24 protein-coding genes are annotated in these 24,727 nt (G+C 55.7%); 12 read left to right on the top strand and 12 right to left on the bottom strand.

Features of this window, described 5'->3' with window-relative positions; all coding sequences use genetic code 11:
- Positions 1-50 precede the first annotated feature (50 nt).
- The 4 genes from F3J28_RS19075 to F3J28_RS19060 all read right to left on the bottom strand — a co-directional run bounded on the left by F3J28_RS19075 (position 51) and on the right by F3J28_RS19060 (position 4,333).
- On the bottom strand, positions 51-1,376 hold the full coding sequence (locus tag F3J28_RS19075) for an MFS transporter (protein ID WP_039288941.1): 1,326 nt from the start codon (positions 1,374-1,376) through the stop codon (positions 51-53).
- A 196-nt stretch (positions 1,377-1,572) separates the two neighbouring features.
- Entirely contained in the window at positions 1,573-2,229 is a 657-nt protein-coding gene (locus tag F3J28_RS19070; protein ID WP_008460624.1) for a DapH/DapD/GlmU-related protein, read from the bottom strand.
- Between the two features lie 90 nt (positions 2,230-2,319).
- On the bottom strand, positions 2,320-3,378 hold the full coding sequence (gene yhjD / locus F3J28_RS19065) for an inner membrane protein YhjD (protein WP_166878786.1): 1,059 nt from the start codon (positions 3,376-3,378) through the stop codon (positions 2,320-2,322).
- A 55-nt stretch (positions 3,379-3,433) separates the two neighbouring features.
- Positions 3,434-4,333 carry a LysR family transcriptional regulator gene (locus tag F3J28_RS19060; RefSeq protein WP_166878783.1) on the bottom strand — a complete coding sequence of 300 codons (900 nt, stop codon included), beginning with the start codon at positions 4,331-4,333 and terminating at the stop codon, positions 3,434-3,436.
- 119 nt (positions 4,334-4,452) lie between these two features.
- On the opposite strand from F3J28_RS19060, the gene F3J28_RS19055 reads away from it, so the two are divergent.
- Entirely contained in the window at positions 4,453-5,211 is a 759-nt protein-coding gene (locus tag F3J28_RS19055; RefSeq protein ID WP_166878780.1) for an SDR family NAD(P)-dependent oxidoreductase, read from the top strand.
- A gap of 159 nt (positions 5,212-5,370) precedes the next feature.
- On the opposite strand, the gene yieH is transcribed toward F3J28_RS19055, so the two are convergent.
- Complete coding sequence (gene yieH, locus F3J28_RS19050; RefSeq protein ID WP_166878777.1) at positions 5,371-6,036, bottom strand: 6-phosphogluconate phosphatase; 666 nt, start codon at positions 6,034-6,036, stop codon at positions 5,371-5,373.
- Between the two features lie 168 nt (positions 6,037-6,204).
- On the opposite strand from yieH, the gene F3J28_RS19045 reads away from it, so the two are divergent.
- Positions 6,205-7,536, top strand: coding sequence for an NCS2 family permease (locus F3J28_RS19045; protein ID WP_039288928.1), 1,332 nt, complete (start codon positions 6,205-6,207; stop codon positions 7,534-7,536).
- A gap of 59 nt (positions 7,537-7,595) precedes the next feature.
- On the opposite strand, the gene F3J28_RS19040 is transcribed toward F3J28_RS19045, so the two are convergent.
- The 7 genes from F3J28_RS19040 to rpmH form a co-directional block, all read right to left on the bottom strand.
- Positions 7,596-8,162, bottom strand: coding sequence for an NADPH-dependent FMN reductase (locus tag F3J28_RS19040; protein ID WP_008460636.1), 567 nt, complete (start codon positions 8,160-8,162; stop codon positions 7,596-7,598).
- A gap of 17 nt (positions 8,163-8,179) precedes the next feature.
- A complete protein-coding gene (locus F3J28_RS19035; protein ID WP_166878775.1) occupies positions 8,180-8,938 on the bottom strand; it encodes a 4'-phosphopantetheinyl transferase family protein in 759 nt (252 codons plus the stop codon).
- A gap of 320 nt (positions 8,939-9,258) precedes the next feature.
- A complete protein-coding gene (gene mnmE / locus F3J28_RS19030; RefSeq protein WP_166878772.1) occupies positions 9,259-10,623 on the bottom strand; it encodes a tRNA uridine-5-carboxymethylaminomethyl(34) synthesis GTPase MnmE in 1,365 nt (454 codons plus the stop codon).
- Between the two features lie 77 nt (positions 10,624-10,700).
- Positions 10,701-12,344: a membrane protein insertase YidC gene (yidC, locus tag F3J28_RS19025; protein WP_166878770.1), complete on the bottom strand. Its 1,644-nt coding sequence runs from the start codon at positions 12,342-12,344 to the stop codon at positions 10,701-10,703.
- Positions 12,345-12,346: 2 nt separating this feature from the next.
- Entirely contained in the window at positions 12,347-12,604 is a 258-nt protein-coding gene (gene yidD / locus F3J28_RS19020) for a membrane protein insertion efficiency factor YidD (protein WP_071530513.1), read from the bottom strand.
- A complete protein-coding gene (gene rnpA / locus F3J28_RS19015; protein WP_166878767.1) occupies positions 12,568-12,927 on the bottom strand; it encodes a ribonuclease P protein component in 360 nt (119 codons plus the stop codon). The genes yidD and rnpA overlap by 37 nt, the downstream gene beginning before the upstream one ends.
- 17 nt (positions 12,928-12,944) lie before the next feature.
- A complete protein-coding gene (gene rpmH / locus F3J28_RS19010; RefSeq protein ID WP_003849659.1) occupies positions 12,945-13,085 on the bottom strand; it encodes a 50S ribosomal protein L34 in 141 nt (46 codons plus the stop codon).
- Between the two features lie 592 nt (positions 13,086-13,677).
- Here rpmH and dnaA point away from each other — a divergent pair.
- The 10 genes from dnaA to dgoD all read left to right on the top strand — a co-directional run bounded on the left by dnaA (position 13,678) and on the right by dgoD (position 24,687).
- Entirely contained in the window at positions 13,678-15,060 is a 1,383-nt protein-coding gene (gene dnaA / locus F3J28_RS19005; protein WP_008460649.1) for a chromosomal replication initiator protein DnaA, read from the top strand.
- 4 nt (positions 15,061-15,064) lie between these two features.
- On the top strand, positions 15,065-16,165 hold the full coding sequence (gene dnaN, locus F3J28_RS19000; protein WP_008460651.1) for a DNA polymerase III subunit beta: 1,101 nt from the start codon (positions 15,065-15,067) through the stop codon (positions 16,163-16,165).
- On the top strand, positions 16,166-17,239 hold the full coding sequence (gene recF / locus F3J28_RS18995) for a DNA replication/repair protein RecF (RefSeq protein ID WP_039298758.1): 1,074 nt from the start codon (positions 16,166-16,168) through the stop codon (positions 17,237-17,239).
- Between the two features lie 28 nt (positions 17,240-17,267).
- Positions 17,268-19,682 carry a DNA topoisomerase (ATP-hydrolyzing) subunit B gene (gene gyrB / locus F3J28_RS18990; protein ID WP_008460653.1) on the top strand — a complete coding sequence of 805 codons (2,415 nt, stop codon included), beginning with the start codon at positions 17,268-17,270 and terminating at the stop codon, positions 19,680-19,682.
- 101 nt (positions 19,683-19,783) lie between these two features.
- Entirely contained in the window at positions 19,784-20,182 is a 399-nt protein-coding gene (locus F3J28_RS18985) for a YidB family protein (protein ID WP_166878764.1), read from the top strand.
- A gap of 148 nt (positions 20,183-20,330) precedes the next feature.
- A complete protein-coding gene (yidA, locus tag F3J28_RS18980) occupies positions 20,331-21,143 on the top strand; it encodes a sugar-phosphatase (RefSeq protein ID WP_008460655.1) in 813 nt (270 codons plus the stop codon).
- Between the two features lie 227 nt (positions 21,144-21,370).
- Complete coding sequence (gene dgoR / locus F3J28_RS18975; RefSeq protein ID WP_045784359.1) at positions 21,371-22,060, top strand: D-galactonate utilization transcriptional regulator DgoR; 690 nt, start codon at positions 21,371-21,373, stop codon at positions 22,058-22,060.
- A complete protein-coding gene (locus F3J28_RS18970; RefSeq protein WP_166878760.1) occupies positions 22,057-22,941 on the top strand; it encodes a 2-dehydro-3-deoxygalactonokinase in 885 nt (294 codons plus the stop codon). The genes dgoR and F3J28_RS18970 overlap by 4 nt, the downstream gene beginning before the upstream one ends.
- Positions 22,925-23,542 (top strand): 2-dehydro-3-deoxy-6-phosphogalactonate aldolase, encoded by a 618-nt coding sequence (locus tag F3J28_RS18965; protein ID WP_166878757.1) that lies wholly within the window; start codon positions 22,925-22,927, stop codon positions 23,540-23,542. The genes F3J28_RS18970 and F3J28_RS18965 overlap by 17 nt, the downstream gene beginning before the upstream one ends.
- Positions 23,539-24,687, top strand: a complete 1,149-nt coding sequence (gene dgoD, locus F3J28_RS18960; protein ID WP_166878756.1) for a galactonate dehydratase — start codon at positions 23,539-23,541, stop codon at positions 24,685-24,687. Before F3J28_RS18965 ends, dgoD begins: the two co-directional genes overlap by 4 nt.
- Positions 24,688-24,727 lie beyond the last annotated feature (40 nt).

Raw genomic sequence — 24,727 nt, 5'->3', positions numbered from 1 at the left:
CATTTTGTCCCCTCTCCCTTTTAGGGAGAGGGTTAGGGTGAGGGTAGAAATTACAGCGACTGGTGGCGGGTCTCTTTACTCAGCAACAGCGCAATCAGCGTCAGCGCAGACATCGCCGCCAGATAAACCCCGACATAGAACAGGCCATAATTAGCCTGCAGCCAGGTGGCGATATACGGTGCGACGGACGCGCCAAGAATGGACGCGACGTTGTAAGAGAATGACGCGCCGGTATAGCGGACTTCCGTCGGGAACATCTCCGGCAGCAGCGCACCCATCGGGCCAAAGGTCAGCCCCATCAGGCTCAGGCCAATCAGCAGGTAGGCCATCACCAGCGCCTGGTTCCCGGAACCCAGCAGCGGCGGGAAGACGAACAGCGCAAACAGAATCATCAGGCTGGTGATCACAATCATGCTCTTGCGGCGGCCAAAAGCATCCGCCAGATAGCCCGCAATCGGCACCATCACGCCAAAGCCAATCACCGCCATCATCAGCATCCACAGCACCTCATTGCGCGAGAAGCCCAGTCCCGCCGGAACGGGCGCGGTGCTGAAGGTCATGGAATAGACCGTCATGATATAGAACAGCGTATAAGTCGCCAGCATGATGAAGGTGCCGAGGATCGTCGCCTTCAAATGTTTGGTCAGCAGCGTGCCCAGCGGGACTTTAACCTGCTTCCCGGCTTTGGCAATCTTCGCGAATACTGGCGTTTCATGCAGCGAAACGCGGACATAAAGCCCGATAATGACCAGAACCGCAGAGAGAATGAACGGCACGCGCCAGCCCCAGGACATGAACTGTTCGTCGGTCAACAGCCATGAAAGCAGCAGGAAGGTGCCGTTGGCGAAGAAGAAGCCTATCGGCGCGCCCAACTGCGGGAATGAGCCGTACAGCGCGCGTTTGCGCGGCGGGGCGTTCTCCGTGGCCAGCAATGCCGCGCCACCCCATTCACCGCCCAGGCCAAGACCCTGGCCAAAACGGGCCAGCGCCAGCAGAAGCGGGGCGAAGATACCGATGCTGGCATAGCCCGGCAGCAGGCCGATGACGACGGTCGAGATCCCCATCGTGAGCAGGGAAGCGACCAGCGTGACTTTGCGACCGACGCGGTCACCGAAGTGGCCGAATAGCGCTGAACCAATCGGACGAGCCACAAAGGCGATGGCAAAAGTGGCGAGAGACTGTAGCGTGGCAGCCGTCGGGTCACCCTGCGGGAAGAAGATGTGCGGGAAGACAATCACCGCCGCGGTGGCATAGATATAGAAGTCGAAGAATTCGATGGCCGTGCCGACCAGCGAAGCAACAACGACTTTTCCGCGTGAGTTTACGGGCGTAGCGTCAGCCCCGGTATCGAGAGTTGTGGCAACGGATGCTTGCATAGATTTTTCTTATTTATGGCGAACGAAAGTCCATTTACGCATAGCAAAAGAAGCATTTCAACGCGCCGCACCGGGCGAAATGGCTCAAAAAACGCGCATTAAGTGGATAATTTTTAAGCCTGCTCGTAACCTTCTATGAAATGCTTCACAAAATTTTCAAAATAGAGAATAAAACTGGTTTTAGGTTAAATAAAAGTTACCAGTTAGATTTATCTGCTGAGTTGGTCGGCTTGTCCCAGCGAGCGCAAAAACTGGCTATCTCACCGGACTGAAATTCCGGCAGGTGCGCCATTAATTTCTCCAGCGGCCAGTCCCACCAGGCGATGCGCCCCAGGCTTTCAGCCACCTCCTGCGGGAAACGGCTGCGAATAGGTTTCGCTGGCACGCCGCCAACGATGGTGTACGGCGGCACATCTTTGCTGACCACCGCGCCCGCGGCCAGTACAGCGCCGTCACCTACTGTCACGCCGGGCAGGACGATAACACCGTGGCCAATCCACACGTCGTTACCAATTATCACCCGGTCCTCGCGGCGATGCGCAAAGAATGAGGTATCCCGGCCAACATCAGTGGCGTAGTACTCGGGGCAGTAGGTAAAGCGGTGCTGTGACGGGCGATCCATCGGGTGATTGGGGGCGCCAAGTCGAACGTGGTTGGCAATGGCGGTGAATTTACCGATCTCGCTGTCGGCCACGCAGCAGTGTTCCCCGAGGTAGGAGAAGTCGCCGAGGGTGCTGTATTCCAGTACGCTGTTGGCGAGTACTTCACACTGTTCGCCGATGTGTGTTTCGCGCAGGCGAACGCTGGGGTCGATAACGGTTTTCTGGAGTTTGGGTACGGAGGCAGTTGTCATGGCATGTTCTCTGGTCGGAGGTTTAGACAAGTGGACCTGCTAACCTGAAGGTCGGCAGGCCACCTATCCTGACCGGAAATCATGACAGGATTATTTATGCGTTTTTCCCGGCATCCTCGGGTCGTCTTTGTATTCTGCGGTGGCAATCCAGGCCGCGCAGAACAGCGTCAGGCGGGCGAAGAAGTAGAAGAAGGCCATCAGCCCCAGCACCGAGCCAAAAGCGGCCCCGGAAGGCGAGCTGACGAGCTTTGGCAGGCTATAGGTCATGATGATTTTAATCACCTCAAAGCCGATGGCCGCAATCAGCGTGCCGCGAATCAGCGCCTTGCGGCGTGGGCGATGGCGCGGCAGACGCCAGAAGATCCAGAAGAACAGCAGATAGTTGGCAAAAATAGAAATCGCCAGGCCGACCAGATGCCAGACCGGCTTCAGCCATTCGATATCGCCCAGGTGCAGCAGGCCGATCAGCAGCGTCTGGGCCGAGCCGGAAATCGAAGTGATCGACAGCGTCACGATAAGTGCAATCAGTAAGCCAATTAATGAGATAAAGTCACGCAGGTATTTTACCCAGAATTTTTCCTGATCCTGCGGGCTGCGTTCCCACTTATCCCGCGACTGAGCGCGCACCGCTTCACGCAGGTTGCCCATCCAGTTAATGCCGGAGTAGAGCGCAATCAGCAGCCCGACCAGGCCAACGGTGGTGCGCTGCTGAACCGCGGTATTGATGGTATTTTTCAGCGTGGCGGCAAGCGTCGGGTCGCTGACGTTCTCAAGGATTTTGGCAAAAATGTCTTCGAGCAGCGTCGGGTGCGAGGCGAGCACGTAGCCGCCTGCCGCGAAGGCCACCATCATGATGGGGATCAGTGACAGAAACGAGAAGTAGGTAATGGCGGCGCCAAACTGATTCCCCAGCCGGTCGTTAAAGCGTTCTGCGGCGCGGAGCAGGTGGGCAACCATCGGCTGCCTGACCGTTTTGTTGACCGCGGATATGGTGCTGTTCACCGCGGCGTTACTGGTTTTAAGTTTCACCAGCGGTTCATTCTCTGCGGGCTCGCCTGGGGCTTCATCCTGCTGGGTTTCGATAGGGACAACAGGCTCATACTCGAGCTCGTGGGTTGGGCGTTTTTCGCGGTTATCCGGCGTCGTCATCGGGTCAATTTTCCTTTTGCTGTGGCAGGATCTTAAGGAAATTATAGCCATAACGCTAATCAACATAGGCTTTGAGTACGTCAGTGAGCCATTCCATAAATAAATGCACTCGCCGGGAGAGGTTGCGGCGATGCGGATAAAGCAGCGAAATCGGCATCGGCTCGGCGCGGTACTGAGGCAAAATTTCCACCAGAGTGCCCTCTTTGAGCTGGGTTTTCACGCCCACGCGAGGTACCTGAATGATCCCCAACCCGGCGACACAGGCGGCCTGGTAAGTTTCCGTGCTGTTGACGGTGATTAGGCCACCGGTTTTCACCCACTGCGTTGTTTTATCCAGCCAGACTTCAAAGCCTTGTGGGCGGGTGCCGAGATTTTGGGCGTAATGCACCAGGGCATGCGAAGCCAGGTCGTCCAGGCTTTCGGGATAGCCAAAGCGGCTGAGGTAGTCGGGGCTGGCGCAGTTGATCATGGTGAATTTCCCCAGCGGCCTGGCTACCAGACCTGAGTCTTTGAGGTGACCCACGCGCACCACGCAGTCAAACCCTTCCCGGACGACATCCACCATTCTGTCGCTGCTGCTAAGCTCTAGCTCTATGCCTGGATATTGCTGCAGAAATCCCGGCAGTTTCGGGATGATCAAGCCGCGCGCCAGCGTAACGGGCATATCGACCCTGATGCGCCCGCTGACGCTGGCGGGATCGGTCTGGAACAGGCCGTCGAGTTCATCGAGGTTAGTTAACAGGTCGCGGCAGCGTTCGTAATAGACCATGCCGTCCTGGGTGAGCTGAACCCGGCGAGTGGTGCGGTGCAGCAGGCGTGTGCCGAGTGAGGTTTCCAGCGCCTGGACCTGACGAGAAACGCTGCCCTTCGGCAGCCCAAGCGTGTCCGCGGCGCGGGTAAAGCTCTCCAGCTCCGCAACCCGCACGAAAAGCTGCATTGCGTGTATTTTATCCATCTTATCACCACATTGTTGCTGAAGATGAAACAGTGAGGCGCATTTGGCCATATTTATTGATTTTGTATCAGCTAATAAGCTGTATCTCAATGTCCTGACAGCCAAATAAGGGGTTTATCATGAGTCAACGTATCGCTTTAGTGACCGGCGGCAGCCGTGGTTTAGGCAAAAACGCAGCGCTGAAGCTGGCTGCACGCGGAATCGGTATTCTGCTGACCTATAATAGCCAGCGCCAGGAAGCCGAAGATGTTGTGCGCGAAATTGAGCAAAAAGGCGTGAAAGCGGCGGCAATCCAGCTCAACGTCGGCGATTCTTCTACCTTCGCTGGATTTGTTGAGCAGGTGAAAGAAACGTTGCGCAAGGTCTGGCAGCGGGACACGTTTGATTATTTATTGAACAATGCCGGGATAGGTCTTGAAGCATCGTTTGCCGAGACCACCGAAGCGCAGTTCGATGAAATAATGAACATCCATCTTAAAGGGCCTTTTTTCCTGACTCAGGGCCTGCTGCCACTGATTAAAGACGGCGGCCGCATTCTGAATGTTTCCACCGGCCTGACCCGCTTCTCGCTGCCGGGTAAAGCCGCCTACGCCACGATGAAAGGGGCGATGGAAGTGCTGACCAAGTACCAGGCCAAAGAGCTGGGATCGCGTGGGATTGCGGTGAATATTATTGCACCAGGCGCTATTGTCACCGATTTCAGCGGCGGTATTGTGCGCGACAACGAACATGTTTCGAAGGCGATTGCAGCACAAACCGCATTAGGGCGTGTAGGTCAGCCGGACGATATCGGCGATGCGATTGCGGCGATTCTTAGTGATGAAACGGGCTGGATGAACGCGCAGCGGATTGAGGTTTCCGGCGGGATGTTCCTTTAGTTTTTTGACCGCTCCCGGTAGGTGACCCTCACCCTAACCCTCTCCCTAAAAGGGAGAGGAGATCGACCGCCGTCTGCTTTCGTGCAATCGAGCAGCCAGAAGGAAGGGGGTATTTCCCCCTCGCCCCTTGGGGCAGAGGGCCGGGGTGAGGGGCAACTTCTACGCCGTAATTTCCCAGCCGCGCGCTTTCCACAAGCCCGGTAACTCAGCCAAATCGGTAAACGTCGTCACCTTCGGATGGTCGATCGGCTTGTTATGCGGATCGGCACAGAAGTAAAACACCTCCATGCCTGCCGCAATGCCCGACTGCGCACCTGCCATAGAATCATCCACCAGAATGCAGCGCTCTACGTCCATGTTCATCTGTTCCGCCGCGTGGAACATCAGGGCCGGGTCCGGCTTCCAGCGCTGAATGTCGTAGCTGCTGTACAGGGCATCCGGGAAGTAGCCGAGCATTCCGGTCTTGCCGAGAGAGTGCTGCATTTTGCTGACCGGGCCGTTGGATACCACGCACATCGGCTTATTGATTTGCGCCAGCAGCGTGTTCGCCCCGGCGATGGCCTGAAGTTCGCTGTCAAACAGGCGGGCAACTTCGGCGCGGTAGATCACTTCCAGCTCGAGCTTAGGCAGGCTGGTGCCGTACTCAGCGTTGATGGTGTCGATAATTTCGTAGAGTTTGACGCCTTTGAAAGTCTTGAAGACATCTTCGAGCGCAAGTTGAATGCCATATTGCGCAAACATATGTACGTAGGCTTTGGAGCAGATGACCTCGCTGTCGACCAGCGTTCCATCGCAGTCAAAAAACACCGCTTCTATCCGGGACATGCCGTTTCCTTTCTCTTTGGTTTAACGTTTACTCTATGCTTTTTGCGCAACGCAATCGATCCCGTTGCGGTAATTTCAGCGAAAAAAGTGGATGATTTGCGTTATCCCCCGCCAATTTTGGTATAGGATAGCGGCGTATTTTTTCCTCTTTTAGTTCGGAAACCGATAATGAGCCAACCACAGTCCACTCCGGAAACAACCCCGGGGCTGCTCGAACGCGCGTTCAAATTACGCGAACACGGTACTAACGCCCGCACCGAGGTGATCGCCGGGTTCACCACCTTCCTGACGATGGTGTACATTGTTTTTGTTAACCCGCAGATCCTTGGCGCTGCCGGGATGGATACCCAGGCGGTATTCGTCACCACCTGCCTGATAGCCGCCTTTGGCAGCATCCTGATGGGGATTTTTGCCAACCTGCCGGTGGCACTGGCACCGGCTATGGGCCTGAATGCCTTTTTCGCCTTCGTGGTAGTCGGCGCGATGGGCCTGTCCTGGCAAGTCGGCATGGGCGCGATTTTCTGGGGCGCCGTGGGCCTGCTGCTGCTGACCATCTTCCGCGTTCGCTACTGGATGATTGCGAATATCCCGCTTGGCCTGCGCGTCGGCATTACCAGCGGTATCGGCCTGTTTATCGGCATGATGGGGCTGAAAAATGCCGGGATCATCGTGGCCAACAAAGAGACGCTGGTCAGTATCGGGAACCTGACTTCCCACAGCGTGCTGCTGGGGGCGTTGGGCTTCTTTATCATTGCGATTCTCGCTTCCCGTAATATTCACGCGGCAGTGCTGGTTTCTATCGTGGTAACCACGCTGCTGGGCTGGCTGCTGGGCGACGTGCAGTACCACGGCATCGTGTCTGCGCCGCCGAGTGTGAGCAGCGTTGTCGGGCAGGTGGATTTAGCCGGGTCTCTGAATTTGGGCCTTGCGGGCGTCATCTTCTCCTTCATGCTGGTGAACCTGTTTGACTCCTCCGGCACCCTGATTGGCGTCACGGATAAAGCCGGGTTAACCGACGAGAAGGGCAAGTTCCCGCGCATGAAGCAGGCGCTGTTCGTGGACAGTATCTCTTCCGTGACCGGCTCGTTCTTCGGGACTTCTTCCGTTACTGCCTACATCGAAAGCTCATCCGGCGTTTCCGTCGGGGGCCGCACCGGCCTGACCGCGATTGTGGTTGGCCTGCTGTTCCTGCTGGTTATCTTCCTGTCACCGCTGGCGGGCATGGTGCCTGCGTATGCGGCCGCCGGGGCGCTGATTTACGTTGGCGTGCTGATGACCTCCAGCCTGGCCCGCGTGAAGTGGGATGACCTGACCGAAGCGGTACCGGCGTTTGTTACCGCGGTGATGATGCCGTTCAGCTTCTCGATTACTGAAGGTATTGCGCTGGGCTTTATTTCCTACTGTGTCATGAAGTTGGGCACCGGCCGCTGGCGCGAGCTGAGCCCGTGCGTGATCATCGTGGCGCTGCTGTTTGTGCTGAAAATTGTGTTCGTTGATTAAAGCCAGACGCTAAAAACAACAACGCCAGTCATGTGACTGGCGTTTTTTTTGGCCTGGAATCAGGCTTTAACGCGCTTGATATAATCGCCAAAGGCGGTGAGCTGCCCGGTCAGATGGTCAAGCGTGCTTTGATCGACCACTTCGCCGCTCTGCGGGTCAACTTTGTTCTGAATCACGCCGCCCATAAACTCAGGCTTGTTCATCACCATCGCGTCCAGGAAAACGAGGATCTGGCGCAGGTGATACTGGCAGCGCGCGCCGCCGATAGCGCCCATGGAGCTGGTTTGAATCAGCACTGGCTTGCCGGCGAGCGGCTGTTCAGGCAGGCGAGAAAGCCAGTCGATGGCGTTTTTCAGGCCACCCGGCACGGAATAGTTGTATTCCGGCGTCACAATCACCACGCCATCAGCCTGGCGGATTTGTGCGGCAATGGCTTCCACGCTCTGCGGGAAACCGTCTTCTTGCTGGATGTCGGCATCGTACAGCGGGATATCGCCGATGGAAGGCAGGGCATCTATCTGCATGCCTGCCGGGGCGATGTTCGGCAGCGTACGGGCGACCATCGCGTTAAATGAACCCTTACGCAGGCTCCCCAGTAAAGTCACTATCTTCAACGAATCAGACATTGGTACTCCTTTATGTGTCAGGACGTTCGGGAAAATGTGTTATGCGGCGTTGCTGCCTCTGATGATATACCCGTCAGGCGAATGATGCGCGCCTGAACGCTTCGGCTGCGAGCTTCGGCATCCGGCAGGGCGTTCCAGCCCTGTTGGCCGTCGAATTCCCACAGCTTCAGGCGCTCCACGCCTGGCGCCACGGCACAGCCCCAGATGAGGATATCTTCCGCATCGCTGATAGCTTCAATATGCGGCTCGTTTATGACGCGCAGACGACCAGAGCCTGGCAATAATTGTAGTGTGCTGAGGCTGGTCTGGGGATTGTCCGTTAGTTTCAGGACGCTGCGCCGCAGCGTATGCAGCTGGGTTCTGGCTTCGTTGGGATCGTTTTGGTTATTGATCCAGGTCATTTCGCTGCTGCTGGACTGAGACGGTGGCACAACCGGGGACGGGGCCTGGAAACTGCGGCGAAGCTCCATGTCCAGCCCGCAGCGCCCTTCGGTTGCCAGCAGCACGCCCACCATGTTACCGGCGTAGGCGATGCTGAAATCCGGCAGTTCTGCGTCGGCAAAGTGCGGGCGACCTGCGGTAGACGTAATGATTTGCGGCAGGCGCTGGGTGCCGTACAGCATAAACATCATCTCTGCGACCAGCGTACGCGACGCGAGATAGCGCGTGCGGCGATGTTCTGGCATCAGGCTGGCGGCGTTAAGAATTTCGTCGTTCAGTCGGGGTGAAGTGAGGTTGGGAGGGTTCAGAGCCCATCTTGCAAAATGCGTCGCCATTTGTCGCTCCTTGATAATGGTCAGTCGATGTCATGCTGTTTCGGGTGGCTGAAACAGCGCTCCGCGTCCGATCCTGAATCTTGTCAGGGATCGAAGAGTAGTCTCTGGCTCACTGCGCTGTCATTGATGCTCTTCAATAGCATGAACTATTTTTTGAGCAATATATTATATATTCAATCCTGGGAAAATTCTTAGTGGTTTGCGTAAGTGGAGCACTTAAAAATGTCGTTCTGAAGACATCGTCTTGAAATGATGAAGTATTTTAAATATGAGGAAAATGCCCCGCATTCTGAAGTGTGACGCGGGGCGGCGGTAAGGGGTTATTTCCCGATACAGAAGCTCGAGAAGATGCGCCCTAACAGGTCGTCAGAGCTAAATTCGCCGGTGATTTCACTTAAGTTCTGCTGCGCCAGGCGCAGCTCTTCTGCCAGCAATTCTCCGGCCCAGGCACCCAGCAGCTGGGCTTTGCCCTGTTGCAGGTGTTCAGCCGCTTGCTCAAGCGCCTGCAGGTGACGGCGGCGGGCGAGGAAGCCGCCTTCCATATTCGTTTCGAAGCCCATGCTCTCTTTCAGATGCGCGCGCAGCACGTCGACACCTTCCCCGGTTCGGGCGGAAAGACGAACAAGTGAGTGACCATTTACTTCGCTCAGGCCAAGCGTTTCGCTGGTGACGTCCGCTTTATTGCGCACCACGGTAATCGGCAAACGCTCCGGCAGACGAGCGATGAAATCAGGCCAAATCGCCGCCGGGTCAACGGCGTCGGTGGTGGTGCCGTCCACCATGAACAACACGCGATCCGCCTGCTCAATCTCTTTCCAGGCGCGTTCAATCCCGATGCGTTCAACTTCATCGCTGGCTTCGCGCAGGCCCGCGGTATCGATGATATGCAGCGGCATCCCGTCGATGTGGATATGTTCGCGCAGGACGTCACGCGTGGTGCCGGCGATATCGGTGACGATAGCCGCTTCACGCCCGGCCAGCGCATTCAACAGGCTGGATTTACCGGCGTTTGGACGCCCGGCAATAACCACTTTCATGCCTTCACGCAGCAGGCTGCCCTGGCGGGCTTCGGCGCGTACCGCGTCAAGATCGCCAATGACCCGATGCAGCTGGGCTTCGATTTTACCGTCGGAGAGGAAGTCGATCTCTTCATCCGGGAAATCGATAGCCGCTTCCACGTATATACGCAGGTGAGTCAGCGCTTCTACCAGATGGTTAATACGCGCGGAGAAAGCCCCCTGCAGCGAATTAAGCGCTGAGCGAGCGGCCTGCTCGGAACTGGCATCGATCAGGTCGGCAATCGCCTCTGCCTGCGCCAGGTCGAGCTTATCGTTCAGGAAAGCGCGTTCTGAAAACTCACCGGGGTTGGCGATGCGTAAACCCGGCAGCGCCAGAATGCGTTTTAGCAGCAGGTCGAGGATGACCGGGCCGCCGTGCCCCTGCAGTTCGAGAACATCTTCACCGGTAAAGGAATTCGGGCCAGGAAACCACAGCGCAATGCCCTGATCCAGCGCGCTGCCGTCGGCATCGCGAAAGGGAAGGTAATCCGCGTAGCGCGGCTTCGGCAGCTTACCGAGCACCGCCTCTGCGACCTCGCGCGCCTGTCGGCCGGAAATACGCAGGATGCCTACGCCGCCACGCCCCGGCGGAGTAGCCTGGGCAATGATAGTGTCATGATTGCTCATCGTTTATCTCAGACCTTGAATCAAAAAGAAAAAGGCGGTCAATCGACCGCCTTTCGTAAGCTTAACGCCAAATATTATCAGGTCTTTTTCTTGTCGCGGCTATGCAGGCCACGCTTTTCCAGACCGCGATAAATCAGCTGCTGCTGAAGGATGGTCACCAGGTTGCTGACGATATAGTACAGCACCAGACCTGACGGGAACCACAGGAAGAACACGGTGAAGATGACCGGCATAAAGGTCATGATCTTCTGCTGCATCGGGTCGGTTACGGTGGTCGGCGACATCTTCTGGATGAAGAACATCGTGGCGCCCATCAGAATCGGCAGGATGTAGTACGGGTCCTGTGCAGACAGGTCGTGGATCCACAGTGCAAACGGCGCGTGGCGCAGTTCAACGGAGCCCATCAGCATGTAGTACAGCGCCAGGAAGATTGGCATCTGGATAATCAGCGGGAAGCAGCCGCCCAGCGGGTTAACCTTCTCAGCTTTGTACAGCGCCATCATTTCCTGACTCATACGCTGCTTGTCGTCACCGATACGCTCACGCATGGCCGCCAGTTTTGGCTGCAGCATACGCATTTTGGCCATCGAGGTGTACTGCGCTTTGGTCAGCGGGTACATGATGCCACGAACGATAAAGGTGATAACGATAATTGAGAAGCCCCAGTTACCGATGAAGCTGTGGATAAATTTCAGCAGCTTAAACAGTGGCTGGGAGATGAACCACAGCCAGCCGTAATCTACGGTCAGGTCAAGGTGTGGCGCAACGGCTGCCATTTTGTCCTGAATCTCTGGACCTACCCATAGGGTGCTGCCCATCTGAGCGGTCTGGCCTGGCTGGACTACCTGCGAAGCAGATTTATAGCCAATCGCCGCAATATCGTTGTTCAGCTTGGTGGTGTAGAAGTTGTTCGCGCCCTGAGTATGTGGCACCCATGCGGTAGCAAAGTACTGCTGCAGCATCGCCACCCAACCGCTGTTGGCGCTAACGTTCAGGTTTTCACCATCAGCGATGTTGTCGAACTTAACTTTTTCGTATTTCGCGTCCGGGGTGGAGTAAGCCGCACCGCGGAAGGTATGCAGCGCAAAGTTGCTGCTGCCGGTATCACGATGAGAAGGCAGGTTGATGGACTGCTTCAGCTGACCAAAGGTCGCCAGCTCCAGCGGTTTCTCGCCCACGTTCTTCACGTTGTAGTCCACACCGACAGAGAACTCACCGCGTTTCAGGGTGAAGGTCTTGGTGAAGGTGTTGCCTGCCGCGTCGGTAAACGTCATCGGCACAACCAGTTCGTTCTGGCCATCCGCCAGCGCGAAGGTATCGGCAGTGACGTTATACAGTGGACGATCGCCGTTCGCCGGGTTATCCGGGCCATCACGACCGGTCAGGCCGCTCTGCGCCTGGTAGATAAATTCAGGCGTGGTTTCCAGCAGTTGGAACGGCTCTGAGGATTTCAGCTCTTTCGGGTAGGTTGGCAACAGCGCTTGTTCTACATCACCACCGCGGGTGTTGATGGTCAGTTCAAGAACGTCAGTTTTAACCGTAATGAGTTTTCCCTGGCCACTGGCCGGCACACCCTGGTTAGCGGCGTTACCCTGGCTGTTCGTGGTCTGCGTGGTCTGCTGCACCTGAGGTTGAGGAGCGTGGTCCTGCTCCCAGGCTTGCCAGATCATGAAAGACACGAACAACAAAGCGATGAGAAAAAGATTGCGTTGCGAATCCATCGTTAGTGTTCTCTGGTATCAAAAGGTCCGGGCGGAACGGGATCGTCTCCACCAGGGTTCAAAGGGTGGCATTTTAGTACGCGTTTCATCGTTAACCAACTGCCTTTTAACACTCCAAACCTGCGCAAGGCCTCAATTCCGTAGTGAGAACAGGTTGGGGTGAAACGGCAATGCGGCCCGAGAAGCGGACTAATCAGGCGTTGATAGACCCTGATAAGGGCTATCAGGACCCGCGAGCCTGGCGACAATGGCGGCGCCATAACTTTTCCAATGCTTCCGTTAAAGCCTGGTTATCCAGATCGGCAACCCCTTTCTTCGCTACTACCACGAAATCCATTGCTGGCAGTTCGTGCTGACGCAGACGGAAGCTTTCACGCGTCAGACGTTTAATCCGATTGCGTTCGTGGGCGCGTTTTACGTTTTTTTTAGCGACGGTGAGACCGATGCGGGGATGCCCCAGCGAATTAAGGCGGCCGAGAATGGTGATTTGCGGCGTGCCAGCCCGTTGTGGCTGCTGGAAGACGAATGTGAAATGATGGGGAGTTAACAAGCGTAACTCCCTGGGAAAAGCTAGCTTAACCACGCAGGGGTTAGCTTTTATTACTTAGAAACGGTCAGACGAGAACGGCCTTTAGCACGACGACGTGCCAGAACCTGACGACCATTTTTAGTAGCCATACGAGCACGGAAGCCGTGAGAACGGTTGCGCTTCAGTACAGACGGTTGAAAAGTGCGTTTCATGGCGATTTCTACCTAAACTATTAAATTTCACTGGATTTGCGTAATGCCCAACAGGGTCTGCGAACGACTTACGCTTCAGTGTGGCTGATTAAAGAGGCCGGATTGTAATAATTGTACACTCCGGAGTCAATTCAATTCCCTTACTGCTGCGCCCTTTTTGACCCCGAAAGAGGCCCGGATCTCCGCTGAATGACAGCGGCATTACGCGACGGGTTGAGAATTATACGGGCTTACCGTGAAAGCGCAAGGATCCACGAGGATCTTCATCAGATCTCTTTAGCGATATTTGTGCGCTAGTCATTAAATTTTCCAATATGAGACGGTTATACGCTGCACGTGTGGCAGGATCGATTACACTTAACCCGCTCAAAACTTCCCTGTGGATAATTCGTGAAGAATCTGTGAGAAACAGAAGATCTCTGCCGCGCTTTAGGCTATGATCCGCGGTCCCGATCGTGATCCAGCCTTCACCGGGGAAACCGCAAATAGCGGTTCGCGCGCCTCCCACAGCCTGAGAGCGCGTGTCAACAATCATGAATGTATAACTTTCAGTCTTCGTCTTTTTATCGACTTTGTTCGAGTGGAGTCCGCCGTGTCACTTTCGCTTTGGCAGCAGTGTCTTGCCCGATTGCAGGATGAGTTACCAGCCACAGAATTCAGTATGTGGATACGCCCCCTACAGGCGGAACTGAGCGATAACACGCTGGCTTTGTACGCGCCTAATCGTTTCGTGCTCGACTGGGTGAGAGATAAATATTTAAATAATATCAATGGTTTGCTCAACGATTTTTGCGGCAGCGATGCACCTTTATTACGCTTCGAAGTTGGCAGCAAACCCGTGACTCAGCCCGTTGCCGCTATGGCAACCGCGGCGGCCCCTGCCCAGGTTGCACGCGCTGCAGCGCCGATGCGCCCAAGCTGGGATAACATGCCTGCGCCTGCTGAGCCGTCCTACCGTTCTAACGTTAACCTGAAACACACCTTCGATAACTTCGTTGAAGGTAAATCGAACCAGCTGGCTCGCGCGGCAGCACGCCAGGTGGCCGATAACCCAGGCGGCGCGTATAACCCGCTCTTCCTTTATGGCGGTACCGGTTTAGGTAAAACGCACCTTTTACATGCGGTGGGTAACGGCATCATGGCCCGCAAGCCGAATGCCAAAGTGGTGTACATGCACTCTGAGCGTTTTGTTCAGGACATGGTTAAAGCGCTGCAGAATAACGCCATCGAAGAGTTCAAACGCTACTACCGTTCGGTGGATGCGCTGCTTATCGATGACATCCAGTTTTTTGCCAATAAAGAACGTTCACAGGAAGAATTTTTCCACACCTTTAATGCCCTGCTGGAAGGGAATCAACAGATCATTCTGACGTCGGATCGCTATCCAAAAGAGATCAACGGCGTGGAGGATCGTTTGAAATCCCGTTTCGGCTGGGGGCTGACGGTGGCGATCGAGCCGCCGGAGCTTGAAACCCGTGTGGCGATCCTGATGAAAAAGGCCGACGAGAACGATATCCGTCTGCCGGGCGAAGTGGCCTTCTTTATTGCCAAGCGACTGCGCTCCAACGTCCGCGAGCTGGAAGGGGCGCTGAACCGCGTGATTGCCAATGCCAACTTCACCGGGCGGGCGATTACCATCGACTTCGTGCGTGAAGCGCTGCGCGATCTGCTTGCGCTTCAGGAGAAGCTGGTCACCATCGATAATATTCAGAAAACAGTGGCCGAGTATTATAAAATTAAGGTCGCTGACTTGCTGTCCAAGCGTCGCTCCCGTTCCGTTGCCCGTCCGCGCCAGATGGCGATGGCGCTGGCAAAAGAGCTGACCAACCATAGCCTGCCGGAAATTGGCGATGCTTTTGGTGGACGCGACCACACCACGGTTTTACATGCCTGCCGCAAGATTGAGCAGCTGCGTGAAGAAAGCCACGATATTAAAGAAGATTTCTCCAATTTAATCAGAACATTATCTTCGTGACGCTATGAAATTTACCGTTGAACGTGAACATTTATTAAAACCGCTGCAGCAGGTAAGTGGCCCCCTCGGAGGCCGCCCGACTCTGCCTATCCTGGGCAACCTGCTGCTGCAGGTGGCTGAAGGTGCACTCTCTTTAACCGGTACCGATCTGGAAATGGAGATGGTGGCGCGCGTGGCGCTGGTACAGCCTCATGAACCTGGGGCTACGACCGTACCGGCACGTAAATTCTTCGATATCTGCCGTGGCCTGCCGGAAGGGGCTGAAATTGCGGTACAGCTGGAGGGCGACCGCATGCTGGTTCGCTCCGGGCGTAGCCGCTTTTCGCTTTCCACGCTGCCGGCGGCAGACTTCCCGAACCTGGACGACTGGCAGAGCGAGGTAGAGTTTACCCTGCCGCAGGCGACCATGAAGCGCCTGATCGAAGCCACCCAGTTCTCTATGGCGCATCAGGACGTTCGTTATTACCTGAACGGCATGCTGTTCGAAACCGAAGGCGAAGACCTGCGTACCGTCGCAACGGACGGCCACCGCCTGGCGGTTTGTTCGATGCCGGTTGGCCAACCTTTGCCTAATCATTCGGTTATCGTGCCCCGTAAAGGTGTGATTGAGCTGATGCGTATGCTCGACGGCGGTGAGACCCCGCTGCACGTACAAATCGGCAGCAATAACATTCGCGCTCACGTCGGCGACTTCATCTTTACCTCCAAGCTGGTGGATGGCCGCTTCCCGGACTACCGTCGCGTGCTGCCGAAGAACCCGGATAAACACCTCGATGCAGGCTGCGACCTGTTGAAGCAGGCGTTTGCCCGTGCGGCGATTCTGTCGAACGAGAAATTCCGCGGCGTGCGCCTGTTCGTCAGCGAGAACCAGCTGAAAATCACGGCAAACAACCCCGAGCAGGAAGAAGCAGAAGAGATTCTGGACGTTTCCTACGACGGTACCGAGATGGAAATCGGCTTCAACGTCAGCTATGTGCTGGACGTGCTGAACGCCCTGAAGTGTGAGAACGTCCGCATTTTGCTGACCGACTCCGTTTCCAGCGTGCAGATTGAAGACGCGGCCAGCCAGGCGGCGGCCTATGTTGTTATGCCAATGAGACTGTAGATGTCACTTACGCGTTTGCTGATTAAAGACTTTCGCAACATCGAAAACGCGGATCTCGCTCTTTCTCCTGGCTTTAATTTTCTGGTCGGTGCTAACGGCAGCGGCAAAACCAGCGTGCTTGAGGCGATTTATACCCTCGGGCACGGTCGTGCTTTTCGCAGCCTGAAAATTGAACGCGTGATCCGCCATGAGCAGGACGCTTTTGTTTTGCACGGGCGGCTTCAGGACGGTGAAAGGGAAACCTCAATCGGCCTGACCAAAGACCGCACCGGCGACAGCAAAGTACGTATTGACGGCAGCGACGGCCACAAAATCGCCGAACTGGCGATGATGATGCCGATGCAGCTGATTACCCCCGAGGGGTTTACTTTGCTGGGCGGCGGCCCCAAATACCGTAGAGCTTTCCTTGATTGGGGCTGCTTTCACAATGAACCTGGCTTTTTTGTGGCCTGGAGTAACCTCAAACGCCTGCTGAAGCAACGTAACGCCGCGTTGCGCCAGGTGACACGCTACGCGCAGCTGCGCCCGTGGGATCAGGAGCTGATTCCGCTGGCCGAGCAAATCAGCCGCTGGCGCGCCGACTACAGCGCCGCCATTGCGGAAGATATGGCCGATACCTGCGCACAGTTTTTACCGGAATTTGCCCTGAGCTTCTCTTTCCAGCGCGGCTGGGAGAAAGAGAGCGACTATAGCGAAGTGCTGGAGCGCAATTTCGAACGCGACAGGATGCTGACCTATACCGCGCACGGCCCACATAAAGCGGATTTTCGTATTCGTGCCGACGGGGCGCCGGTGGAAGACACGCTCTCGCGCGGACAGCTTAAATTACTGATGTGCGCCTTACGACTGGCGCAGGGTGAGTTTCTCACCCGGCAGAACGGGCGGCGTTGCCTGTATCTGATAGATGATTTTGCCTCTGAACTGGATGACGCCAGGCGCGGCCTGTTGGCCAGCCGGTTAAAGGCCACGGAGTCACAAGTTTTTGTTAGCGCGATCAGCGCCGAACATGTGATGGATATGGCGGACAAAAATTCAAAGATGTTCGCCGTGGATCAGGGTAAAATAGCGGATTAACCCAAGATTAAATGAGCGAGAAACGTTGATGTCGAATTCTTATGACTCCTCCAGTATCAAAGTCCTTAAGGGGCTGGATGCGGTACGTAAGCGCCCGGGCATGTATATCGGCGATACGGATGACGGCACCGGTCTGCACCACATGGTATTTGAGGTCGTGGATAACGCTATCGACGAAGCGCTCGCGGGCCACTGTAAAGACATCGTGGTCACTATCCACGCGGATAACTCCGTCTCGGTAACCGATGATGGCCGTGGTATTCCTACCGGTATTCACCCGGAAGAGGGTGTTTCTGCCGCGCAGGTTATCATGACCGTACTGCACGCTGGCGGTAAGTTTGATGACAACTCCTATAAGGTGTCCGGCGGCCTGCACGGCGTAGGCGTCTCGGTGGTTAACGCCCTGTCCCAGAAGCTTGAGCTGGTCATTCGCCGCGAAGGTAAAGTGCATCAGCAAACCTACATCCACGGTGAGCCTCAGGCTCCGCTGGCAGTAACCGGTGACGCCGATGTGACCGGGACTCAGGTGCGTTTCTGGCCGAGCCATGAAACCTTCACCAACGTAACCGAATTCGAATACGAAATCCTGGCTAAGCGCCTGCGCGAGCTGTCGTTCCTGAACTCTGGCGTGTCTATCCGCCTGATCGACAAGCGCGACGGCAAGCAGGATCACTTCCACTACGAAGGCGGTATCAAGGCGTTTGTTGAGTATCTCAACAAGAACAAAACCCCGATTCACCCGAACGTGTTCTATTTCAGCACTGAAAAAGACGGTATCGGCGTGGAAGTGGCGCTGCAGTGGAACGACGGTTTCCAGGAAAACATCTACTGCTTTACCAACAACATTCCTCAGCGCGACGGTGGGACTCACCTTGCGGGCTTCCGCGCGGCGATGACCCGTACCCTGAACGCCTACATGGACAAAGAAGGCTACAGCAAAAAAGCCAAAGTCAGCGCCACCGGTGACGATGCGCGTGAAGGCCTGATTGCCGTAGTTTCCGTGAAAGTGCCGGATCCAAAATTCTCTTCCCAGACCAAAGACAAGCTGGTTTCTTCGGAAGTGAAATCCGCAGTTGAGCAGCAGATGAACGAACTGCTGGCCGAATACCTGCTGGAAAACCCGTCTGACGCGAAAATCGTTGTCGGCAAAATTATTGATGCGGCGCGCGCTCGTGAAGCTGCACGTCGCGCACGTGAAATGACCCGCCGTAAAGGCGCGCTCGACCTGGCTGGCCTGCCTGGTAAGCTGGCGGACTGCCAGGAGCGCGACCCGGCGCTGTCTGAACTGTACCTTGTGGAAGGGGACTCTGCGGGCGGCTCTGCAAAACAGGGGCGTAACCGTAAGAACCAGGCGATCCTGCCTCTGAAAGGTAAAATCCTTAACGTTGAGAAGGCGCGCTTCGACAAGATGCTCTCTTCTCAGGAAGTGGCGACGCTTATCACCGCGCTGGGCTGCGGCATTGGCCGTGACGAATACAACCCGGACAAGCTGCGCTACCACAGCATCATCATCATGACCGATGCGGACGTCGATGGTTCCCACATTCGTACGCTGCTGCTGACCTTCTTCTACCGTCAGATGCCTGAAATTGTTGAGCGCGGCCACGTCTATATTGCACAGCCGCCGCTGTACAAAGTGAAGAAAGGCAAGCAAGAACAGTACATCAAAGACGATGAAGCGATGGACCAGTACCAAATCGCTATCGCCCTTGACGGTGCGACTCTGCACACCAACGCAAGTGCACCTGCGCTGGCCGGTGAACCACTCGAGAAGCTGGTGGCGGAATACAACACCGCGCAGAAAATGATTGGCCGCATGGAGCGCCGTTATCCACGCAACCTGCTGAACAACCTGGTTTATCACCCAACGCTGCAGGTGGCCGACCTGGCCGACGAAGCGAAAGTGACGCAGTGGATTTCTGCGCTGACCGTGACGCTGAACGAAAAAGAGCAGCACGGCAGCACCTGGAAATACGATATTCACCATAACAGCGAGCTGAACGTGTTTGAGCCGATTGTACGCGTGCGTACTCACGGCGTGGACACTGACTACGTGCTGGAAAAAGAGTTTGTGGAAGGGGGCGAATATGGCCGTCTTTGCGCTCTCGGTGAGAAGCTGCGTGGCCTGATTGAAGAAGATGCGTTTATCGAACGCGGCGAACGCCGTCAGCCGGTAACCAGCTTCGAGCAGGCGCTGGAGTGGCTGCAGAAAGAGTCCCGCCGTGGTCTGGCAATCCAGCGCTATAAAGGCCTGGGCGAGATGAACCCGGATCAGCTGTGGGAAACCACCATGGATCCTGACAGCCGTCGCATGCTGCGCGTGACCGTTAAAGACGCGATTGCTGCGGACCAGCTGTTCACCACCCTGATGGGCGATGCGGTTGAACCACGTCGTGCGTTTATCGAAGAGAACGCCCTGAAAGCGGCGAACATCGATATCTAAGGTAAATCCGTTCTAATCCAGGAGCCGTGCTTTTAGCACGGCTTTTTTTATGGGCGCTATACTTTCCGGTGTCGAATTTCTACATCACAGAGGCAAATCCCATGGGACTTTTTGATCAGGTTGCGGGCTCGCTGCTGAACGGCGACGCCGGTAAATATCAGGCCATTCTAAGCTGGGTAGAACAGCAGGGCGGGATTCAGGCACTGCTGGACAAGCTGCGTCAGGGCGGCTTAGGCGAAATCGTCTCCTCGTGGCTCAGCAGCAACAGTACAAATCAGCCGCTGAGCGGCGATCAGATTACCCAGGCGCTGGGTTCACCGTCCGTTGCGGCGCTGGGGGAAAAACTGGGCGTGGATACCGGCTCGGCTTCCGCTTTACTGGCGGAATATTTGCCGAAGGTGATCGACGCACTGTCGCCAAACGGTGAAGTGACGCCGGAAGCCCATAACGACCTGCTAAGCGCGGGCGTTAACCTGTTGAAAGGTAAGTTGTTCAGCTGACCTTTTTGTTGGCCCCGGCTGTATGTCCGGGGCTTTTAAAAGAGGAGTTTGCCTGCCGCCTCTCATCCCCCTTTTCCCCGGAGTTTGCTGCTGTTTTTTGAGCGGAATCGCGTTAGCATGAGGTAAATCCATTACCTCTGAAGATCTCATGACCATAAAACTGATTGCAATTGATATGGATGGCACGCTGCTGCTGCCAGACCACACTATCTCTCCGGCGGTAAAACAGGCCGTTGCGGCGGCGCGGGAGCGCGGCGTGAACGTCGTGATCTGTACCGGTCGTCCGTTTGCTGGCGTTGAAAGCTACCTGCGTGAGCTGCAGATGGATAAGCCCGGCGACTACTGCATCACTTACAACGGCGCGCTGGTGCAGAAGGCAAGCGACGGCAGCACCGTCGCCCAGACGGCGCTGAACTATGACGATTATCGTTTCCTGGAAAACCTGTCCCGCGAAGTGGGCTCACACTTCCATGCGCTGGATCGTCATACCCTGTACACCGCGAACCGCGATATCAGCTACTACACGGTGCATGAGTCCTTTATCGCCAGTATTCCTTTGGTGTTCTGCGAAGCGGAAAACATGGATAAAAACGGCGAGTTCCTGAAAGTCATGATGATTGATGAACCGGCTATTCTCGATGAGGCCATCACCCGAATCCCGGCCGACGTCTTTGAGCGCTATACGCTGCTGAAAAGCTCGCCTTACTTCCTGGAAATCCTCGACAAGCGCGTCAACAAAGGCACCGGCGTGAAGTCACTGGCGGAGAAGCTGGGCATTAAGCCGGAAGAAGTGATGACCATTGGCGACCAGGAAAACGACATCGCAATGCTGGAATACGCCGGAATGGGCGTGGCGATGGACAACGCGACCGACAAAGTGAAAGCCGTCAGCAACTTCGTCACCAAATCCAACCTGGAAGACGGCGTGGCCTACGCTATCGAGAAGTTTGTGCTGAATTAACGACCGCTTCTCGCGCTTGCTGCCCTGGCTCTGCCGGGGCTTTTTTTTATCTTTTCGTTTATCGGTTGTCTATTATGTGATCCATATTGTAGTACAACATGAATATATTGTACTACATTGAGCGCCATGAAACGGCGGCTGGTTTCACATTTGTACTTCAAAAATGCGGTGAAATTCGGCGGGAGCGGTAAAGTAGCGGGTAAGACTTTGTAAACAAGGAACCCGTCATGACCCTCAATAAAACCGACCGCATCATCGTCACGCTGGGCCAGCAAATCGTTAGTGGTAAATACGCGCCGGGAGCGGCATTACCGGCCGAAGCCGATCTGTGCGAAGAGTTTGAAACTTCGCGCAACATCATTCGGGAAGTGTTTCGCTCGTTGATGGCAAAGCGGTTGATTGAAATGAAGCGTTATCGTGGCGCGTTCGTTCAGCCCCGTAACCAGTGGAACTATCTCGATACCGAGGTGCTGCAGTGGGTGCTGGCGAACGACTACGACCCGCGCCTCATCGCCGCGATGAGTGAAGTGCGAAATCTGGTTGAACCCGCCATTGCTCGCTGGGCGGCGGAGCGCGCGACATCGAATGATCTGGCCCGGATAGAAGGTGCTTTGAACGACATGGTGGCGAATAACCAGAATCGTGACGCGTTTAACGAGGCGGATATCCGCTACCACGAAGCGGTGCTGGAGTCCGTACATAACCCGGTTTTGCAGCAGTTGAGTATTGCTATCAGCTCCCTGCAGAGGGCCGTTTTTGAGCGAACCTGGATGGGCGATGAGGCCAACATGCCGAGAACCCTTCAGGAACATAAAGCGCTGTATGACGCGATCCGTCATCAAGACAGCGCAGCAGCGGAGCAGGCGGCACTCACCATGATCGCCAGCTCCACTAAACGACTAAAGGACATTACATGACATCTCGCTACATCGCCATTGACTGGGGGTCGACCAACCTTCGCGCCTGGCTCTACCAGAACGGGGAATGCATCGACAGCCGCAAAAGTACTTCAGGCGTGACGCGCCTGGGCGGCAAGTCCCCGGAGGCGGTGTTTAGCGAGATTGTTTCAGGCTGGCGAGATACGCCTACGCCGGTGCTGATGGCCGGTATGGTTGGTAGTAATGCGGGCTGGAAAATTGCTCCATACCTGCCTTGCCCCGCTCGCTTTGCTACTTTCGGCGAGAAAATGACCGCTGTGGCAGAGCAGGTGTGGATTATCCCTGGCCTATGCGTGCAGCGTGAAGATAACCAAAACGTGATGCGTGGCGAAGAAACCCAGCTGCTGGGTGCCCGCTCGTTGCAGCCTGCTCCGCTTTATATTATGCCCGGCACCCACTGCAAATGGGTGCAAACGGATGAAGAATCGGTACTCGATTTCCGCACCGTATTAACCGGTGAACTGCATCATCTGCTGCTTCAGCACTCCCTGATTGGCACCGGCCTGCCAGAACAACAGGTCAGCCCTGAGGCGTTTAACGCCGGGCTTGAGCACGGGATCAATGATGGCGACCTGCTGCCTCAGCTCTTTGAGGTACGCGCCGCGCACGTGCTGGGGCAGCTACCCCGAGAGCAGGTAAGCGATTTCCTTTCCGGGCTGTTGATTGGCAGCGAAGTGGCGACGATGACGCGCCGTTTCGCCTGTCCGGTCGGGCAGCCTGTCACCATTGTGGCCAATCCCGCGCTTAGCGCTCGCTATCAGGCAGCCTTATCCCTGCTCGGTTTTAGCAGCCAGGTGGTGGATGGCGACAATGCTTTCCAGGCAGGAATAAGGAGTATTGCAAATGCAGTGGCAAACTAAGCTTCCGCTGATCGCGATTTTACGCGGCATCACCCCGCAGGAGGTTCAGGCGCACGTAATCGCGCTGTTGGACGCCGGGTTTGATGCGGTGGAAATTCCCCTCAACTCACCGCAGTGGCAGCAAAGCATCGCCTCTATGGTCACTGAATTCGGCGATAAAGCGCTGATCGGGGCGGGCACGGTGCTGAAAACGGAGCAGGTAGACGAGCTGGCGGCAATGGGCAGCAAGTTGATGGTTACGCCGAACACACAACCCGACGTGATCCGCCGCGCCGTGGCAAGCGGTATGACGGTTTGTGCGGGCTGTGCGACGGCCTCTGAAGCCTTTTCCGCGCTGGATGCGGGCGCGCAGACGCTGAAAATTTTCCCTTCTTCTGCCTTCGGGCCGGACTACATCAAGGCGCTGAAAGCCGTGCTTCCGCCGGAGGTGCCGGTGTTTGCCGTCGGGGGTGTCACGCCGGAAAACCTGCACATCTGGTTGCAGGCTGGCTGCGCCGGAGCTGGGTTAGGCAGTGATTTATACCGCGCTGGGCAGCCGGTTAGCCGCACCAGAGAAAGGGCAAAAGCATTTGTTAAAGCGTATCAAGAGGCCGTGCAATGAAAATTACCAAACTGACGACGTACCGTTTACCGCCCCGCTGGATGTTCCTGAAAATTGAGACTGATGAGGGCGTAGTGGGCTGGGGGGAACCGGTTATCGAGGGGCGCGCCCGCAGCGTTGAGGCGGCGGTGCATGAACTAAGCGAATACCTGATTGGCCAGGATCCGGCCCGCATTAACGACCTGTGGCAGGTGATGTATCGCGGCGGGTTCTATCGCGGTGGCCCGATTCTGATGAGCGCTATTGCCGGGATCGATCAGGCTCTCTGGGATATTAAAGGTAAGGTGCTCAATGCGCCGGTATGGCAGCTAATGGGCGGCCTGGTGCGCGATAAAATTAAAGCCTACAGCTGGGTAGGCGGCGACCGTCCGGCGGAAGTGATCGACGGGATTAAGTCTTTACGCAAAATTGGCTTTGATACTTTTAAGTTAAATGGCTGCGAGGAAATGGGCATTATTGATAATTCCCGCGCCGTTGACGCCGCCGTCAATACCGTGGCTCAAATTCGTGAAGCCTTCGGCAATGAAATTGAATTTGGCCTCGATTTTCATGGGCGGGTTAGCGCCCCGATGGCGAAAGTATTAATTAAAGAGCTGGAGCCATATCGCCCTCTGTTTATTGAAGAGCCCGTTCTGGCGGAACAGGCAGAATATTACCCACGTCTGGCGGCACAAACGCATATTCCTATTGCGGCTGGGGAACGTATGTTCTCTCGCTTTGAATTTAAGCGCGTGCTGGAAGCTGGCGGGATCGCCATTCTACAGCCGGATCTCTCTCACGCGGGCGGTATCACGGAATGCTACAAAATTGCCGGTATGGCAGAGGCTTATGATGTTTCTCTGGCACCGCATTGCCCGCTGGGGCCGATTGCACTGGCAGCCTGTTTGCACATCGACTTTGTTTCTCGTAACGCGGTATTCCAGGAGCAAAGTATGGGCATTCACTATAACAAAGGTGCCGAGCTACTCGATTTCGTGAAAAATAAAGATGACTTTAAAATGGATGGGGGTTATTTCCTGCCGCTGATGAAACCGGGTCTTGGGGTTGAAATTGACGAAGAACAGGTGATTGCCCGCAGTAAAAACGTTACCGACTGGCGAAACCCTTTATGGCGTCACGCCGACGGTTCCGTGGCTGAATGGTAAAGAAATAACGCCAGAAGTCAGCAGTAAAAAATAAAACATT

Source organism: Enterobacter sp. Ap-1006, from assembly GCF_011752835.1.
GTDB lineage: Bacteria > Pseudomonadota > Gammaproteobacteria > Enterobacterales > Enterobacteriaceae > Cedecea.
The sequence above is the reverse complement of the archived record's forward strand: the minus strand, read 5'-3'. Positions and strand labels throughout refer to the sequence as shown.

What these genes read in the sequence shown, in the direction of transcription:
- F3J28_RS19075 (WP_039288941.1), bottom strand. Translation starts at nt 1,376, where the DNA reads ATGCAAGCATCCGTTGCCACAACTCTCGATACCGGGGCTGACGCTACG.
- F3J28_RS19070 (WP_008460624.1), bottom strand. Translation starts at nt 2,229, where the DNA reads ATGACAACTGCCTCCGTACCCAAACTCCAGAAAACCGTTATCGACCCC.
- yhjD (WP_166878786.1), bottom strand. Translation starts at nt 3,378, where the DNA reads ATGACGACGCCGGATAACCGCGAAAAACGCCCAACCCACGAGCTCGAG.
- F3J28_RS19060 (WP_166878783.1), bottom strand. Translation starts at nt 4,333, where the DNA reads ATGGATAAAATACACGCAATGCAGCTTTTCGTGCGGGTTGCGGAGCTG.
- F3J28_RS19055 (WP_166878780.1), top strand. Translation starts at nt 4,453, where the DNA reads ATGAGTCAACGTATCGCTTTAGTGACCGGCGGCAGCCGTGGTTTAGGC.
- yieH (WP_166878777.1), bottom strand. Translation starts at nt 6,036, where the DNA reads ATGTCCCGGATAGAAGCGGTGTTTTTTGACTGCGATGGAACGCTGGTC.
- F3J28_RS19045 (WP_039288928.1), top strand. Translation starts at nt 6,205, where the DNA reads ATGAGCCAACCACAGTCCACTCCGGAAACAACCCCGGGGCTGCTCGAA.
- F3J28_RS19040 (WP_008460636.1), bottom strand. Translation starts at nt 8,162, where the DNA reads ATGTCTGATTCGTTGAAGATAGTGACTTTACTGGGGAGCCTGCGTAAG.
- F3J28_RS19035 (WP_166878775.1), bottom strand. Translation starts at nt 8,938, where the DNA reads ATGGCGACGCATTTTGCAAGATGGGCTCTGAACCCTCCCAACCTCACT.
- mnmE (WP_166878772.1), bottom strand. Translation starts at nt 10,623, where the DNA reads ATGAGCAATCATGACACTATCATTGCCCAGGCTACTCCGCCGGGGCGT.
- yidC (WP_166878770.1), bottom strand. Translation starts at nt 12,344, where the DNA reads ATGGATTCGCAACGCAATCTTTTTCTCATCGCTTTGTTGTTCGTGTCT.
- yidD (WP_071530513.1), bottom strand. Translation starts at nt 12,604, where the DNA reads ATGGCGCCGCCATTGTCGCCAGGCTCGCGGGTCCTGATAGCCCTTATC.
- rpmH (WP_003849659.1), bottom strand. Translation starts at nt 13,085, where the DNA reads ATGAAACGCACTTTTCAACCGTCTGTACTGAAGCGCAACCGTTCTCAC.
- dnaN (WP_008460651.1), top strand. Translation starts at nt 15,065, where the DNA reads ATGAAATTTACCGTTGAACGTGAACATTTATTAAAACCGCTGCAGCAG.
- recF (WP_039298758.1), top strand. Translation starts at nt 16,166, where the DNA reads ATGTCACTTACGCGTTTGCTGATTAAAGACTTTCGCAACATCGAAAAC.
- gyrB (WP_008460653.1), top strand. Translation starts at nt 17,268, where the DNA reads ATGTCGAATTCTTATGACTCCTCCAGTATCAAAGTCCTTAAGGGGCTG.
- F3J28_RS18985 (WP_166878764.1), top strand. Translation starts at nt 19,784, where the DNA reads ATGGGACTTTTTGATCAGGTTGCGGGCTCGCTGCTGAACGGCGACGCC.
- yidA (WP_008460655.1), top strand. Translation starts at nt 20,331, where the DNA reads ATGACCATAAAACTGATTGCAATTGATATGGATGGCACGCTGCTGCTG.
- dgoR (WP_045784359.1), top strand. Translation starts at nt 21,371, where the DNA reads ATGACCCTCAATAAAACCGACCGCATCATCGTCACGCTGGGCCAGCAA.
- F3J28_RS18970 (WP_166878760.1), top strand. Translation starts at nt 22,057, where the DNA reads ATGACATCTCGCTACATCGCCATTGACTGGGGGTCGACCAACCTTCGC.
- F3J28_RS18965 (WP_166878757.1), top strand. Translation starts at nt 22,925, where the DNA reads ATGCAGTGGCAAACTAAGCTTCCGCTGATCGCGATTTTACGCGGCATC.
- dgoD (WP_166878756.1), top strand. Translation starts at nt 23,539, where the DNA reads ATGAAAATTACCAAACTGACGACGTACCGTTTACCGCCCCGCTGGATG.